Below are 14,240 nucleotides of genomic sequence, written 5' to 3' on the forward strand. Positions count from 1 at the left end.
AGTTGGACAAACAGGCAGAGCAGTTCAAGTTACCCGCCCGCCGAGAACGAAGTTACCCAAGGTGCATCAAAGCCAAACCACAGAAGTATGCGACGAGAAAACCTAGTAAAAACAATGCCAGTCAGGCTTAACTGACTGGCATTACCCCGCCTGGGGCGTTTTTTTATGGATTTACGCCGACCAGACACCCTCTTTACCTCCCCTTGACCCATCAGTTTGCGGCGATTCGCTAGCATGATGCCGCCCGCTGCCGTGGGCCATCGCCGCACCATGCCGGTGTATGCCACCCGTTTTGGAGTCATGCCATGAAGATTGTTCTGCCTTTGCTGTTTTCCCTCACTACTCTGACCGCCGCAGCGGGCGATCAGGGCAGCCGTACCCCGCCCAAGCCTCCGCGCGAGCTGTCGGCCGAGATGAAAGCGGCGTTTGAGAGCTGCAAGGAGCATGGCAAACCGGGGGAGTCGGAATTTGACAACTGCATGTCAGATCTGGGATTTGAGCGGCCGGACGGCCCGGCACCGGCAGGTGGGAAGCAGGGGGAGAATGAGGCCGAGTAAACTGGTGCGGGCCAGTCGGTTAGGATGGGCCCGCACCGCTCACACCCGTTGCAGTGCCCCTTCGGTGACCAGCAAGGTGGTCATGCCGGCGGCCTTGCCCGCCTGAATGCCTATCCGGGTGTCTTCAAACACCAGGCAGTTGGCCGGGTTGGCGCCGAGCTGCTCGGCCACTTTCAGGAAGGTGTCCGGGTGGGGCTTGTGATTGACCACATCATCGGCACTCACCAGCACGGAGATGAAGGCATCGAGCCCGGTCTGACGCAGGATGTGCGCCGCATGTTCCCGGGTTGAGCCGGTGCCTATGCCCATGGGGACCTTGCCGTGGTACTGCCTGACCAGCTCCCACATGGCGGGAAACACCCGGACGTCGTCGATCCGTGTCAGGTAGAGGGCCACCTTGCGCCGGGCAAAGGCTTCCACGTCGATGGTCATCCCATGCTGCTCTGCCAGCATGGTCACTATCTTGCGGGTGGGGATGCCGCCGTACTCGTTGAGCTGTGCCCGATCAAACGGCAGGCCGAACTCGGCACTGGTGATTTCCCAGGCATCCAGGTGCAGAGGCATGGAGTCCACCAGGGTGCCATCCATGTCGAAGATCAGGGCGTCGTACTCGTCGAATCGGGGCTGTTCACTCTGGTGATGATCGCAGGGGGATGACTGGGGCATGGGGGGCGTCCTCTTCGGCAAAGACTCACCCTAGCAGATCCGGCTCGCAGATGTCGCGACCTTCATCATGGTTGGCAGTGGTTTTGACCATCGGCTAATGATTTATGAGACAATAATGTGCCTTGCACCCCCTGTGCCGATATCTCACATGAGCGAGCCTGCCTATGTCCCCCAAAACCGTCTTCTCGAGCGTGGCCCTGGTGATCGCCCTGGGCTCACTGGAAAAGAGCATCGTCACCACGCCCTTGCCCATCATAGGGGTTGAGCTGAACGCCGGTGCCGCCCTCACCTGGGTCGTGACCGCCTATCTACTGGCGGCCACTGCGGCCCTGCCCATCTATGGCAAGTTGAGCGACATGTTCGGCCGGGTACGCATGCTCAACATCGGTATCGGCCTGTTTCTGGCGGGATCCGTGGCCTGCGCCCTGGCCCAGGATCTGCCAACCCTGCTGGCCGCCCGCGTGCTGCAAGGGTTGGGGGGCGGGGGGCTGATCGCGCTCGCCTTCACCGTCATCGCCGACTGTATTCCGCCACGGGAGGTGGGCAAGTATCAGGGGTATATCTCGGCGGTCTATGCGGTCTCCAGCATCGCAGGCCCGCTGCTCGGTGGCTATTTTACCGAGCAGCTCAGCTGGCGCTGGATCTTCTGGATCAATCTGCCTCTCGGTGCCATCGCCCTCTGGCTGGTGAACCGCAATCTGGGTCACCTCAATGTGCGCCGCCACAGCCGCTTCGACTGGAAGGGAGCGGCACTGCTCATCACGGTCACCACCCTCACCCTGTTGCTGCTCTCGCCGGAGGCGGCCTTGCCCGCCGTCTGGCTCGCGGCTGCGCTGGGGGCGGCCTTGTTGCTGCTGATCCTGGTGGAGCGGCGGGCCCACGACCCCATACTGCCGGCCCACCTGGTGCGCCTGCCGGGTTATCTGGTTAGCGTGCTGCTGGCGCTGGCTTCGCAGTTGCTGATGTTTGCCGTGCTGGTCTACCTGCCGTTGCAGATGCAGTGGCAAAAGGGGATGAGCGCCAGTGACAGTGGCGGGATCATGGTGATCTTCATGGTCTGCATCACGGCGGGGGCCTTCGTCGGCGGCAAGCTCATCGGTCGCACCGGTCACTACAAGCGTTTCGTGGTGGCAGGTTTTGCCCTGGCAGCGCTGGCCCTGTGGCAGATCCACTTCGACGTCTGGACCAGACTGGGACTGGCGTTTGCCGGTATCGGCCTTGGTCTGGTGCTGCCGGCGCTGTCGGTGGTGGTGCAAAATGCCTTGCCGCGGGAAGATCGCGGCATCGGCATGTCTCTGTTCAACTTCGGCCGGGAGCTGGGCGGGGCGGTCGGTGTCGCCATCTGCGCCGTGTTGTTCCATGCCGCCCTGCCAGCAGGCAGCAGCCCCAATCTGGCCAGCCTGAGCCCGGCCGAACTGGCACCCGGTTTCAGCGCCACCTATATCGGCATGGCGCTGATCGCCACCGCCGCCCTGCTGGTCACCTTGCTGGCATTGAAGCGCCACGAGCTGGCCAGCAAGCACGCCTGATGGTTGCTATCGGATACAAAGAGGGCTCCCCGCGGGGAGCCCTCTTCATGGGATCAGGCTGGTGCCTTTCCTTCCGTGTCGTGGCCTTGTGCCACTCAGCCCGCTCATCGGGCGTCGGGGCGGGAAGGTGACCTGACAGGCTCGGGTTGCTGGCGCTCGGCCTGGGCATCGAGCTCCTTGCCGAGGAAGTAGTTCAGGAAGGTGCGGATGACCGCGATGATGGCGAGGCGCACCAGCTCCTCCTTGCTCGGTGCCACCGTGGTGGCCAGGATGTCGGCGGCGAGCTGGAACTCCAGCGCCAGGATGAGCCAGCTGCCGAAGCAGAGGCGGATACGGGGAAAGCCGGGCTCGTGATCCCGCACTCTGGCCGCCAGCCAGAGGGTCTTGCCAAGGCCGATGACCACGCAGGCGATGGAGATGATCTCCAGCAGCAGCTGGAACAGCTCCACCCCGTGCATCATGCCCTCTTTCAGGCTCGCTATCTCGAACACTCGGGTTACCTCCCTGATTCAAAAGAGACACTTTTAACACGGCTTGGGGGCCGGTTCCAACTCAGAGTCTTCTGAGCATCATGGCTATCTGGTCGATGAGCTGACGAGCGGCAGGGCTGATGGCCGCCAGTTGGAAGTAGCCGTGGATGACGCCATGCTGCCGCTGGCAAGTGGCATCGACGCCAGCCTGCACCAGCTTGCCATACAGGGCTTCCCCTTCGTCGCGCAGCGGATCATATTCCGCCGTGACGATATGGGTCGGCGGTAATCCTGACAGGGCGGGATGGTGGAGCGGGCTGGCTTCGGGATGGCTGGGGGGCAGGCTGCCAAGGTAGGCGTGAAAACCGCTTGCGAGCATGTCCCGGGTGATGAGGTAGTCGTCACCGAGATCGCGGTAGCTTTGGCTCTCGCAGAGGGCATCCAGCATGGGATAGAGAAGCAGCAGGGCCTTGGGCAAGGGGGCGTTGGCAGCCTTGAGTCGCAAGGTGGTGATCAGGGCGAGATGACCCCCTGCGCTGTCGCCGGCAATGGCGAGACGTGCCGGATCCCCATGCCATTTCTCCACCTCGGCCATGATGGCCCGTGTGGCGGCCAGCGCATCGTCGTGAGCCGCAGGATAGGTGTGTTCCGGGGCGAGGCGGGTGTGTACGGCGAAGATCAGGGCACTGGCCCGGTTACACAGCATCCGCATCTGGCGATCGTGGGTCTCGAAATCCCCGCTGACAAAACAGCCGCCGTGAAAATAGATCAGCACCGGATACGCGGGGTCCGGTTTGTCTGTGGGCCGATAGCAGCGGATGGCGTGGTGATCGGCTGCCACTCTTCAATGGCGCTCACCTCTTCCCGCTCACCCCCCAACAGGGCAGAGGCAAGGTAGCCGTCACGGCGCGTCTGCCAGCTCAGCTGGCTCGCCTTGGGACGACCTGCGGCGATGAAGTCTGCCACCATGGCTGCGATGGCCGGTTCGAGTTGTTTTTCCATAAGATACCAATGACTGTATATAAAAACAGTCATTGTGCGCTTTTGGCCCGTGAGCGCAACCGGCGTTAGCTGAGGCAGCTCACAAAATCAGGCTTCAATCAGCACGAATTCAATCACATAGAGGGGCGGCAGTGCGGGGTAGATATCGCGGATCACATCTTTAAGCTCGGGGAGGGTCATGTTCTCCTGACGGGCGTGCTCGTCGCTCAGCGCCTCGAAGGCGACCGCCTTGACCGAGATGACTTCAATGGTGCCAAAAGGCTGGTGTTCCGGGTTGGTGAACAGGGCCAGGCGCTGGCCGGGCCGCCAGTTTGCCTCGCTCTCGTCGCGGATGGTGATGGTCTTTCGGCCAGCCTGGATGTCGGCGACAAAGCGGCTGAAGAAGGTGAATGCCGGGTAGGCCGGGGTGTGCTGGGTCATGTCGTCTCCGAAAGGCAAGGGGTGAGAGGGCGGCTCAGGCCGCGGCGGGCCCATTTTAGGAGGGGCGGGGGGAGCGTGCAGCACTTTTTACCCCGACATGTGAAGGGCGACCGACTGCGTTCACGGACCGGTAAAATGGCCGCAACTGAACCTGAATGTGAGATGATGCGGTCTCTTCTTTCTTGATATGTAACAAATCAGGGGGACGGGCTCTGTGGTCTGATGGCGTCCGAGGCCGGCCGTGGTTGACGTTGAACAAAAGGAGCAAGTGTGAATTCCGAGTTGATCTGGGTGCTCAGCATGCTGGTGGGTGCCATTCTCCTGTTTATTACCAACAAGGTACGCATGGACGTGGTCGCCTTGTTGATCATCATCCTGTTCGTGTTGAGCGGCACCCTGACACTGCCGCAGGCGCTGGCAGGATTCAGCGATCCCAACGTCATTCTGATTGCCGCCCTGTTCGTGGTGGGGGAGGGGCTGGTGCGTACCGGCATCGCCTATCAGGTGGGAGATGCCCTGGTGAAGGTGGCCGGCAGCAGCGAAACCCGCATGCTGGTGCTGCTGATGGTGGCGGTGGCGACCCTGGGTGCCGTGATGAGTTCGACCGGGGTGGTGGCCATCTTCATCCCCGTGGTGCTGAGCGTGGCGAACCGGATGGGGATCCCGGCGGGCAGACTGATGATGCCGCTCGGCTTTGCCGGCCTTATCAGCGGCATGATGACGCTGGTGGCAACCCCTCCCAACATGGTGGTGAACAGTGAGCTGATGCGGCACGACATCCAGGGGTTCGGCTTCTTCGGCTTCACCCCCATGGGGGTCATCATTCTGGGGATGGGGATCCTCTACATGCTGCTGATGCGCACCTCCTTGGTGCGTGAAGGAGAGGAGGGCAAGGGCAAGCAGATGGGACGCAGCACCATGCGGGATCTCATCCGTGACTACCGGCTGGCGGGGCGAGCACGCCGACTGGCGATCCGGCCCGACTCCCCCCTGATCGGCCAGACCCTGGACGAGCTGCAATTGCGTGCCCGCTTCGGGGCCAACGTCATCGGGATGGAGCGCTGGCGCAAGTTCAGGCGGGTGATGGTCAGTGTCACCGGGGTGACCGAGTTCCAGGCCAAGGATGTGCTGCTCATCGACATGTCGGATCCCGAGGTGGATGTGCGGGAGTTTTGCAGCGAGGCGCGGCTCGAGCCCATGATATTGCGCGGCGAATACTTCTCCGATCAGGCGCGGGAGGTGGGCATGGCGGAGGTCTCCCTCATCCCTGGCTCCCGGCTGCTCGGCAAGAGCATCCGCGAGGTGACCTTCCGTTCCCGTTACGGTCTGAGCGTGGTGGGGATCCGCCGGGATGGAGAGGCGCTGACCGGCAAGCTGGTGGACGAGGCGCTGCAGATGGGGGATACCCTGCTGGTGGTGGGGAACTGGAGCCTCATTCGTCAGTTGCAGACCCATCATCGCGATTTTCTGCTGCTGGGCCTGCCTGCGGAAGTGGACGAGATGGCGCCGGCCCGCAGCCAGGCCATCCACGCCCTGATTGCCCTCGGGGTCATGATAGTACTGATGGTGACGGATCCCGTGCCCAACGTGATCGCGGCGCTCATCGCCTGCCTGCTGATGGGCAAGTTCCGCTGCATCGATCTGGAGAGTGCCTACAAGTCCATCCACTGGCCGACCCTGATCCTCATCGTGGGCATGCTGCCCTTTGCCCTTGCATTGCAGCAGACCGGCGGGGTGGATCTCATCGTCGGCGCGCTCATCTCGGCAGTGGGGGAGATGGGCCCCAGGGTGATGCTGGCCAGCCTCTTCGTGCTCTGTGCCGTCATCGGGCTCTTCATCTCCAACACGGCGACGGCGGTGCTGATGGCGCCGATTGCACTCGGCACGGCCCATCAGATGGGGGTCTCGCCTTATCCCTTTGCCATGACCATCGCCATCGCCGCCTCGGCAGCCTTCATGACGCCGGTCTCGTCGCCGGTCAACACCCTGGTGCTGGGCCCGGGCAACTACAAGTTCATGGACTTCATGCGCATCGGCGTGCCCTTCACCTTGCTGGTGATGGTGGTGAGCGTCATCGCCATCCCCTGGTTCTTCCCGTTCTGACGACAGCAAACGATATGGCGGCCTGCGGGCCGCCTTTTTATTGCCCGCAGCGCTCTGCGAGATGAAAAGGGCGGCATCACGCCGGAGCAGGGCATTGCGCCGTCGCAGAGGAGAACACAAGGCTCAGCCGTTGAGACATGAGGTGGCGTTGCAGGCGTGCGATGGCGTGGAGAGGGGAAGAAGAGCGGCAAACGCCGGATACAAAAAAACCAGCCTGAGCTGGTCTGTTTGGTACTGCTTTCGATGGTGCGGAAGGAGAGACTCGAACTCTCACGCCTAGGGCGCCAGAACCTAAATCTGGTGCGTCTACCAATTTCGCCACTTCCGCAAGAATAATGGTGGCTATGACGGGATTCGAACCTGTGACCCCCGCATTATGAGTGCGATGCTCTAACCAACTGAGCTACATAGCCGTCTTGTGCACGACTTGCGTCGAATACAAGCAAAAATGGCTGGGGCACTAGGATTCGAACCTAGGTATGGCGAGATCAAAACCCGCTGCCTTACCGCTTGGCGATGCCCCAACAGTGTTCTTTGCAATCGGATGATTGAAGGAACGTTTTTCAAACATGGTGGCTATGACGGGATTCGAACCTGTGACCCCCGCATTATGAGTGCGATGCTCTAACCAACTGAGCTACATAGCCGTTTGTTGTCAACCACATAGATGGAAGAGAACAGAAAAATGGCTGGGGTACTAGGATTCGAACCTAGGGATGGCGAGATCAAAACCCGCTGCCTTACCGCTTGGCGATACCCCAACAGCGATGCCCGACAGAGACTGTCAAACATCATTCAAAAATGGCTGGGGTACTAGGATTCGAACCTAGGGATGGCGAGATCAAAACCCGCTGCCTTACCGCTTGGCGATACCCCAACGACGATGCCTGAGAGAGACCATCAAACATCATTCAAAAAATGGCTGGGGTACTAGGATTCGAACCTAGGGATGGCGAGATCAAAACCCGCTGCCTTACCGCTTGGCGATACCCCAACTAGATATGGTGGCTATGACGGGATTCGAACCTGTGACCCCCGCATTATGAGTGCGATGCTCTAACCAACTGAGCTACATAGCCAACCGTGCTTCCAGTGAGTCGTTGCCTCGTCACTGTGCGGCCGGAATTATGCGTATCTGGCTCTGGGGCGTCAACCCTTTTTTTGTTTGAAAAAACGAATTTGGGTGCGTTTGGCGAGTTATTGGCCGCTGTCGTGCAAAAGCCCAACAATCTGGTTTTTTTTACGACATTCGCACCCAGATCGCGCCTCTGGCCAGATAAAAAAGAGGCCAGCAAATGCTGGCCTCTCATGGGGTTAGACGTTGAACAGGAAGTTCATGATATCGCCATCCTTGACGATGTAGTCTTTCCCTTCCGCGCGCATCTTGCCTGCTTCCTTGGCGCCTTGCTCACCCTTGTAGGTGATAAAGTCGTCGAAGGCGATGGTCTGGGCGCGAATAAAGCCTTTTTCGAAGTCGGTGTGGATCTTGCCAGCGGCCTGCGGGGCGGTGGCGCCTACCGGAATGGTCCAGGCGCGCACTTCTTTCACACCGGCGGTGAAGTAGGTCTGCAACTTGAGCAGCTCGTATCCGGAGCGGATCACCCGGTTCAGGCCCGGCTCCTCGATGCCCAGATCCGCCATGAACTCGGCGCGGTCTTCGTCGTCCAGCTCGGCGATGTCCGCCTCGATGGCGCAGCAGACGACCACGACAACGGCGTTCTCGGCGGCGGCTATCTCACGGACCTGATCCAGGTAGGGGTTGTTCTCGAAGCCATCTTCCGCCACGTTGGCGATGTACATGGTGGGTTTCAGGGTCAGGAAGTTGAGGTGGCTGACGGCGTCCAGCTCATCCTTGTCCAGCTTCATGCCGCGGATCATCTGGCCGTTTTCCAGGGCAACCTTGATCTTCTCCAGCACTTCCACTTCCAGCTTGGCATCCTTGTCGCCGCCCTTGGCACGCTTGGACTGGCGATTGATGGCGCGCTCGCAGGCATCCAGGTCGGAGAGGGCCAGCTCGGTGTTGATCACCTCGATGTCGTCGGCCGGGGAGACCTTGCCCGCCACGTGGACGATGTTCTCGTCCTCGAAGCAGCGCACCACGTGACCGATGGCTTCGGTTTCACGGATGTTGGCCAGGAACTGGTTGCCAAGGCCTTCGCCCTTGGAGGCACCGGCCACCAGGCCGGCGATGTCCACGAACTCCATGGTGGTCGGCACGACACGCTGCGGATTGATGATGGCCGCCAGCTGGTCGAGGCGGGGATCCGGCATGGGGACCACACCCGTGTTCGGCTCAATGGTGCAGAACGGGAAGTTGGCGGCTTCGATGCCGGCCTTGGTCAGCGCATTGAACAGGGTGGATTTGCCTACATTGGGCAGGCCCACGATACCGCATTTAAAACCCATGGATTGTTACCTTGTTGATGGATGCTTCAAGGGGCCGCGCGGGCGGCCCGTGTCGTGTTGCTTGACCCCGAGGCGAGGGATCTCGCCAGGGGGCCGGTCATCTTGAACTGCCTGGCGATGCAGGCTGAAAGCCTAGACTTTCTCGGCCTTGAAACTGTGCAGGCGATTCATGGCCTTGGTCATGTCCTGCTTGAACAGGATGTCGGTGGCGCGCAGGGATTCGTCCAGCGCGGCCTCGATCAGACTCTGCTCACTGATGGGCGCCTTGGTCAGCACGAAGCCGGCGACCAGCTCCTTGGCGCCCGGATGGCCGATGCCAAGGCGCAGCCGGAAGAAGTTATTGTTGTTGCCCATTCTGGCGATGATGTCCTTGAGGCCGTTATGGCCGCCGTGACCGCCCCCTTGCTTGAACTTGGCGATGCCGGGAGGCAGGTCCAGCTCGTCATGGGCCACCAGGATCTCTTCCGGGGCGATCTGGTAGAAGCGCGCGAGCGCCGCCACGGCCTTGCCGGAGAGATTCATGTAGGTGTTCGGGATGAGCAGCCGCACATCCTGCCCGTCCACCAGGAAGCGGGCAGTGTGGCCGAAGAACTTGGGCTCTTCGCGCAGGCTGACATTGTGCCAGCGTGCCAGTTGCTCCACATACCAGGCCCCCGCATTGTGGCGGGTCTTGGCATATTCGGGGCCGGGATTACCCAGCCCGACAATCAGTTTGATTTGACTTGTCACGCTTGATGTCTTCACTCGCTACTTGCCATGGGCGGATGACCCGGGGCAATGGGACGCAATATTCTAGCCGCCGAGTGGCGATCACTCAACCAAAGTGCGGCAAGGTCGGGGAAAAGCCGGACAGAAGGGCTCGGGTGGGGTGGCTCGTCCGAGGTTTTCGTCTCTTGCCGAGTGAAGGCTGGCGGCTGGCGCCAGGCACCCAAAAAAACAAAAACCGCCATTCGGCGGTTTTTGTCACGACAGGGTCTATCAATGCTCGAACATGGCAGAGATGGACTCTTCGTTGCTGATGCGGCGAATCGCTTCGGCCAGCACGGAGGAGAGGGTCAGCTGCTTGACCTTGCCGACTGCCTTCATCTCCGGGGTGAGCGGGATGGAGTCGGTGATGATCAGCTCGTCGATGACCGAATTCTTGATGTTTTCAACGGCGGTGCCGGAGAAGACAGGGTGGGTCGCATAGGCGAACACGCGCTTGGCACCACGCTCTTTCAGCGCTTCGGCCGCTTTGCACAGGGTGCCGCCGGTGTCGATCATGTCGTCGACGATGACGCAGTCACGACCGGCCACGTCGCCGATCAGGTGCATGACCTGGGAGACGTTCGGACGGGGACGACGCTTGTCGATGATGGCGATGTCGGTGTCGTCCAGCAGCTTGGCGATGGCACGGGCACGGACTACGCCGCCGATGTCCGGTGACACGACCACGGGGGATTCGAGGTTCTTGGCCTTCATGTCTTCCAGCAGCACCGGGCTGCCGAACACGTTGTCGACGGGGACGTCGAAGAAGCCCTGGATCTGCTCGGCATGCAGGTCAACGGTCAGCACACGGTCCACACCCACGCTGGAGAGGAAGTCTGCGACGACCTTGGCGGTGATGGGCACACGGGCGGAGCGGACGCGGCGGTCCTGACGGGCATAACCAAAGTAGGGGATAACGGCAGTGATACGGCCAGCTGAAGCACGACGCAGTGCATCCACCATGACGATCAATTCCATCAAATTGTCGTTGGTCGGGGCACAGGTGGATTGAATGATGAAGATATCGCCACCGCGTACATTCTCGTTGATCTGTACGCTGATCTCGCCGTCGCTAAAGCGACCTACGGCAGCATTGCCGAGTTTGATAAACAGGCGATCTGCGATCTTCTGGGCTAGTTCCGGCGTTGCGTTACCAGCAAACAGCTTCATGTCAGGCACGGTTTGAAACCTCGGGGTTGCATCCAGTATGTGGGGAGTCTGATTTTAGACCCGTATCGTTTGGGGGCAAACGATTTAGCAAGATGACGGACAAGGTCTCTGGGCGATGTCGAGGATGGCGTCTCATCACCCGCAGGGTGGGTGGACGGGAATCCACCTTGAGCGCCATCGCGTCAGATTGGCCCAAGACACATCGACGAGGTCAACACCTCCCGATGCGGCCTCAACAAGGAGAGAGTTGGCTGGGGTACTAGGATTCGAACCTAGGAATGGCGAGATCAAAACCCGCTGCCTTACCGCTTGGCGATACCCCAATCACTCACTTGTTGCAAAGTGACGAAGAGTGGTGATATGTTCTCGCCCTTGGCGACAAACCCATCCCAGCCTTCCGGCACTCTTGCCAACACCTTTCGAGCAGCCATTTCGTCTTCAAATCGAGCAAAGACGCAGGCGCCAGTGCCCGTCATTCTTGACGGCGCGTATTCTAGCAACCAGCCGAGCGCATTGGCAACCTCGGGGTGGCGCTTTTTCACCAGCAGTTCGCAATCGTTTTTCCACTCTCCTGCCAGCAGATTGTCCAGGGTCATCTTGGGGGTGTTGCGGGGCAGGTCGGGATCCTGGAACACGGCGGCGGTGGCCACATGGCAATCGGGCTTGAGTACCAGGTACCAGGCATCCGGCACCTCGATCTGTTGCAACCGCTCCCCCACGCCTTCGGCGAAGGCGGCCTTGCCCCGCACGAACACCGGCACGTCGGCGCCCAGCTGCACGCCGAGCTCGGCCAGCTCGTCTTCACTCAAGCCGGCTTGCCAGAGGTGGTTCAAGGCCACGAGGGTGGTGGCCGCGTCCGACGAGCCGCCCCCGATGCCACCGCCCATGGGCAGTACCTTCTCCAGCCGGATATGGGCTCCCTGCGGACTGGCCAACCGGCTCTGCAACAGTCGCGCAGCCCGGATGATGAGGTTCTGTTCATCGGGCACGCCGGGTATGGCCGGGCTCAAGGTGAGCTGGTCGCTGCCGGGGATCGGCTCGAATTCGAGCCAGTCGCCGTGGTTGAGAAAGATGAAGAGGGTCTGCAGTTCGTGGTAGCCATCGGGGCGGCGGCCGTTGACGTGCAGGAAGAGGTTGAGCTTGGCCGGGGCGGGCCAGCGGATCTGCGCCTGGTCGTGCATCATGGTGTCAGGGTCCACTCGTTGATCTGCAGCTTGAGACGGCTCTCCTGACCGGTCATGGTGAGCAGGTGGGGCAGGCGATAGCCGTCCTGATCCCGATAGTCCCCGTAGACGATCTGCCACTGGCCGTCGCGCACGCTGGCGAGGCTGGCATCGGGGTTGAGCTCGAATTCGGCCTGCCCCGGCAATCCCTTGATCCACTCAGGCAGCCCGGCCACCGGAATGTGCCAGCCGGTGAGCTGATAGACCAGGAGCTCGGCATCCTGGCTCTGGTGCTGTTTTCCGTCGTTGTCGAGCAGAGTCACCTCGCCGCCGGTGCGGGAGAGTTCCAGAATATGGGTGCCGATGAGGCTGGTGAGGTTGAGGCGATAGTCGTCGCCGTTTTGCTGCCAGTTGAGGCGAGCGCTGCCCTTCTGGCGGGCGGTGATGATGGCCATTTTGCCCGACAACTGCCAGTGTGTGAGGCGTTCGAGGCGGGCGCGCTCCTGCTGCCAGTTGACCTGATCCCGCTGGGGTTGGGTGGTGGTACAGCCCGCCAGCACCAGCAGGCAGGCGAGGGAGAAGATACGCAACAACAAGGTGGAGCTCCGCAGATGAGGTTTGCGACAGTATAAGGGGCGGCCGTATTGCTTTTAAAGACTTACCCTTTCTCGTACAATTGTCGGCCTCTACACCCTGTGCATGAAACGATCATCACCCACCCATGAGTCTGTTTGCCCTCGGAATCAACCACAACACCGCCAGTGTCGCCTTGCGGGAGCGGGTCGCCTTTGGCCCGGACCGCATCGATCGCGCCCTGCGTGAGCTGGTGGAGCAGCCTGGCGTCAGCGAGGCTGTGATCGTCTCCACCTGCAACCGCACCGAGCTCTATTGCAGCCTGGAGCAGGGGCAGGGGGAGCAGGTGCTGAACTGGTTGCAGCGGTTCCACGCGCTGGAGGCGAGCGAGGTGCTCTCCGCCATCTACCGGCACCAGGACGAGGAAGCGGTGCGCCACCTGATGCGGGTGGCCTGCGGCCTCGACTCCCTGGTGCTCGGGGAGCCGCAGATCCTGGGGCAGATCAAGCAATCCTACGCCCACGCCCAGCAGGCGGATGCGGTGAAAGGATCCCTGGAGCGCCTGTTCCAGAAATCCTTCTCGGTGGCCAAACGGGTGCGCACCGACACCGAGATCGGCGCCAGCGCAGTGTCGGTGGCCTTCGCCGCCGTGAGCCTGGCCCGCCGTATCTTCTCCGACCTCTCCCAGACCAAGGTGCTGCTGGTGGGCGCCGGTGAAACCATCGAACTGGTGGCCCGCCACCTGCGCGAGCAGAGCGTGACCCGGATGATGGTGGCGAACCGGACCCTGCAACGGGCCCAGTTGCTGGCAGAGGAGTTCGGTGCCCAGGTAATGACTCTGGAGGAGATCCCGGACTACCTGCACGAGGCGGACATCGTCATCAGCTCCACGGCAAGCCCCCTGCCCATCATCGGCAAGGGCATGGTGGAGCGGGCGCTCAAGGCGCGTCGCTTCAAGCCCATGTTCCTGGTGGATATCGCCGTGCCCCGCGACATCGAAGCCGAGGTGGACGAGCTTTCCGATGCCTATCTCTACACGGTGGACGATCTGCAGGGCATCATCGAGCAGAACCTGGAGACCCGCAAGCGGGCGGCCGCCGAGGCGGAACTCATCGTGCAGGAAGAGCGCGACGAGTTCATGGGCTGGTATCGCAGCCAGCACTCGGTGGATCTCATTCGCGATTATCGCCATCAGTCACAGCAGGTCGCCGACGAAGAGTTGCAGCGGGCCTTGCTGGCCCTGCAACAGGGTGAAAATGCCGAGCAGGCGCTCAAGGCCATGGCCCATCGCCTCACCAACAAGCTGATCCACGCACCGACCCAGGCCCTGCGCCAGGCCGCCGCCCAGGGGGACAGCCACAAGCTGGCCCAACTGCGTCAGGTGCTGGGATTGTCACAAGAATCATAGTGTTGGGACGGCCCTTTGCCGTCCCG

At 61.4% G+C, this 14,240-nt stretch carries 14 protein-coding genes and 9 tRNA genes; 4 read left to right on the plus strand and 19 right to left on the minus strand.

Annotation, left to right across the window (positions count from 1 at the left end; all coding sequences use genetic code 11):
• The first annotated feature begins 305 nt into the window (after positions 1 to 305).
• On the plus strand, positions 306 to 557 hold the full coding sequence (locus tag J9892_RS24335; RefSeq protein WP_048207156.1) for a hypothetical protein: 252 nt from the start codon (positions 306 to 308) through the stop codon (positions 555 to 557).
• 39 nt (positions 558 to 596) lie between these two features.
• Here the strand turns inward: J9892_RS24335 and J9892_RS24340 are convergent, their stop codons facing one another.
• Positions 597 to 1,223, minus strand: coding sequence for a beta-phosphoglucomutase family hydrolase (locus J9892_RS24340; protein ID WP_109111872.1), 627 nt, complete (start codon positions 1,221 to 1,223; stop codon positions 597 to 599).
• 164 nt (positions 1,224 to 1,387) lie between these two features.
• On the opposite strand from J9892_RS24340, the gene J9892_RS24345 reads away from it, so the two are divergent.
• Complete coding sequence (locus J9892_RS24345; protein WP_210539190.1) at positions 1,388 to 2,752, plus strand: MDR family MFS transporter; 1,365 nt, start codon at positions 1,388 to 1,390, stop codon at positions 2,750 to 2,752.
• A gap of 104 nt (positions 2,753 to 2,856) precedes the next feature.
• Here the strand turns inward: J9892_RS24345 and J9892_RS24350 are convergent, their stop codons facing one another.
• From J9892_RS24350 to yqfB, 4 genes are all read right to left on the minus strand, one after another.
• On the minus strand, positions 2,857 to 3,243 hold the full coding sequence (locus J9892_RS24350) for a DUF1622 domain-containing protein (RefSeq protein WP_010673839.1): 387 nt from the start codon (positions 3,241 to 3,243) through the stop codon (positions 2,857 to 2,859).
• Positions 3,244 to 3,304: 61 nt separating this feature from the next.
• A complete protein-coding gene (locus J9892_RS24355) occupies positions 3,305 to 3,997 on the minus strand; it encodes an alpha/beta hydrolase (protein WP_349237057.1) in 693 nt (230 codons plus the stop codon).
• Positions 3,991 to 4,224, minus strand: a complete 234-nt coding sequence (locus J9892_RS24980) for a hypothetical protein (protein ID WP_246876752.1) — start codon at positions 4,222 to 4,224, stop codon at positions 3,991 to 3,993. The genes J9892_RS24355 and J9892_RS24980 overlap by 7 nt, the downstream gene beginning before the upstream one ends.
• Before the next feature lie 87 nt (positions 4,225 to 4,311).
• A complete protein-coding gene (yqfB, locus tag J9892_RS24360) occupies positions 4,312 to 4,644 on the minus strand; it encodes a N(4)-acetylcytidine aminohydrolase (RefSeq protein WP_042014549.1) in 333 nt (110 codons plus the stop codon).
• A 270-nt stretch (positions 4,645 to 4,914) separates the two neighbouring features.
• Here yqfB and J9892_RS24365 point away from each other — a divergent pair, with 270 nt between their 5' ends.
• Positions 4,915 to 6,747 carry an SLC13 family permease gene (locus J9892_RS24365; RefSeq protein WP_210539191.1) on the plus strand — a complete coding sequence of 611 codons (1,833 nt, stop codon included), beginning with the start codon at positions 4,915 to 4,917 and terminating at the stop codon, positions 6,745 to 6,747.
• 244 nt (positions 6,748 to 6,991) lie between these two features.
• Here J9892_RS24365 and J9892_RS24370 read toward each other — a convergent pair.
• The 14 genes from J9892_RS24370 to lolB all read right to left on the minus strand — a co-directional run bounded on the left by J9892_RS24370 (position 6,992) and on the right by lolB (position 12,829).
• A tRNA-Leu gene (locus J9892_RS24370) sits at positions 6,992 to 7,075 on the minus strand.
• An 8-nt stretch (positions 7,076 to 7,083) separates the two neighbouring features.
• A tRNA-Met gene (locus J9892_RS24375) sits at positions 7,084 to 7,160 on the minus strand.
• Positions 7,161 to 7,196: 36 nt separating this feature from the next.
• Positions 7,197 to 7,271 (minus strand) — tRNA-Gln (locus J9892_RS24380).
• A 46-nt stretch (positions 7,272 to 7,317) separates the two neighbouring features.
• Positions 7,318 to 7,394, minus strand: a tRNA-Met gene (locus tag J9892_RS24385).
• Positions 7,395 to 7,433: 39 nt separating this feature from the next.
• Positions 7,434 to 7,508, minus strand: a tRNA-Gln gene (locus J9892_RS24390).
• Between the two features lie 41 nt (positions 7,509 to 7,549).
• Positions 7,550 to 7,624 (minus strand) — tRNA-Gln (locus J9892_RS24395).
• Positions 7,625 to 7,666: 42 nt separating this feature from the next.
• A tRNA-Gln gene (locus tag J9892_RS24400) sits at positions 7,667 to 7,741 on the minus strand.
• 8 nt (positions 7,742 to 7,749) lie between these two features.
• A tRNA-Met gene (locus J9892_RS24405) sits at positions 7,750 to 7,826 on the minus strand.
• 235 nt (positions 7,827 to 8,061) lie between these two features.
• Entirely contained in the window at positions 8,062 to 9,153 is a 1,092-nt protein-coding gene (gene ychF / locus J9892_RS24410; RefSeq protein WP_010673843.1) for a redox-regulated ATPase YchF, read from the minus strand.
• A 132-nt stretch (positions 9,154 to 9,285) separates the two neighbouring features.
• Positions 9,286 to 9,882: an aminoacyl-tRNA hydrolase gene (pth, locus tag J9892_RS24415; protein ID WP_210539192.1), complete on the minus strand. Its 597-nt coding sequence runs from the start codon at positions 9,880 to 9,882 to the stop codon at positions 9,286 to 9,288.
• Positions 9,883 to 10,131: 249 nt separating this feature from the next.
• Positions 10,132 to 11,079 carry a ribose-phosphate pyrophosphokinase gene (locus tag J9892_RS24420; protein ID WP_010673845.1) on the minus strand — a complete coding sequence of 316 codons (948 nt, stop codon included), beginning with the start codon at positions 11,077 to 11,079 and terminating at the stop codon, positions 10,132 to 10,134.
• A 239-nt stretch (positions 11,080 to 11,318) separates the two neighbouring features.
• Positions 11,319 to 11,393, minus strand: a tRNA-Gln gene (locus tag J9892_RS24425).
• A complete protein-coding gene (gene ispE, locus J9892_RS24430; protein WP_210539199.1) occupies positions 11,373 to 12,251 on the minus strand; it encodes a 4-(cytidine 5'-diphospho)-2-C-methyl-D-erythritol kinase in 879 nt (292 codons plus the stop codon). Before ispE ends, J9892_RS24425 begins: the two co-directional genes overlap by 21 nt.
• Entirely contained in the window at positions 12,251 to 12,829 is a 579-nt protein-coding gene (gene lolB / locus J9892_RS24435; protein ID WP_042015579.1) for a lipoprotein insertase outer membrane protein LolB, read from the minus strand. Before lolB ends, ispE begins: the two co-directional genes overlap by 1 nt.
• Positions 12,830 to 12,954: 125 nt before the next feature.
• Between lolB and hemA the strand changes: the two genes are divergently transcribed.
• Complete coding sequence (gene hemA, locus J9892_RS24440; protein WP_039039600.1) at positions 12,955 to 14,214, plus strand: glutamyl-tRNA reductase; 1,260 nt, start codon at positions 12,955 to 12,957, stop codon at positions 14,212 to 14,214.
• Positions 14,215 to 14,240 lie beyond the last annotated feature (26 nt).

This window comes from Aeromonas sp. Prich7-2 (assembly GCF_017939255.1).
In the GTDB taxonomy this organism is placed as follows: domain Bacteria; phylum Pseudomonadota; class Gammaproteobacteria; order Enterobacterales; family Aeromonadaceae; genus Aeromonas; species Aeromonas caviae.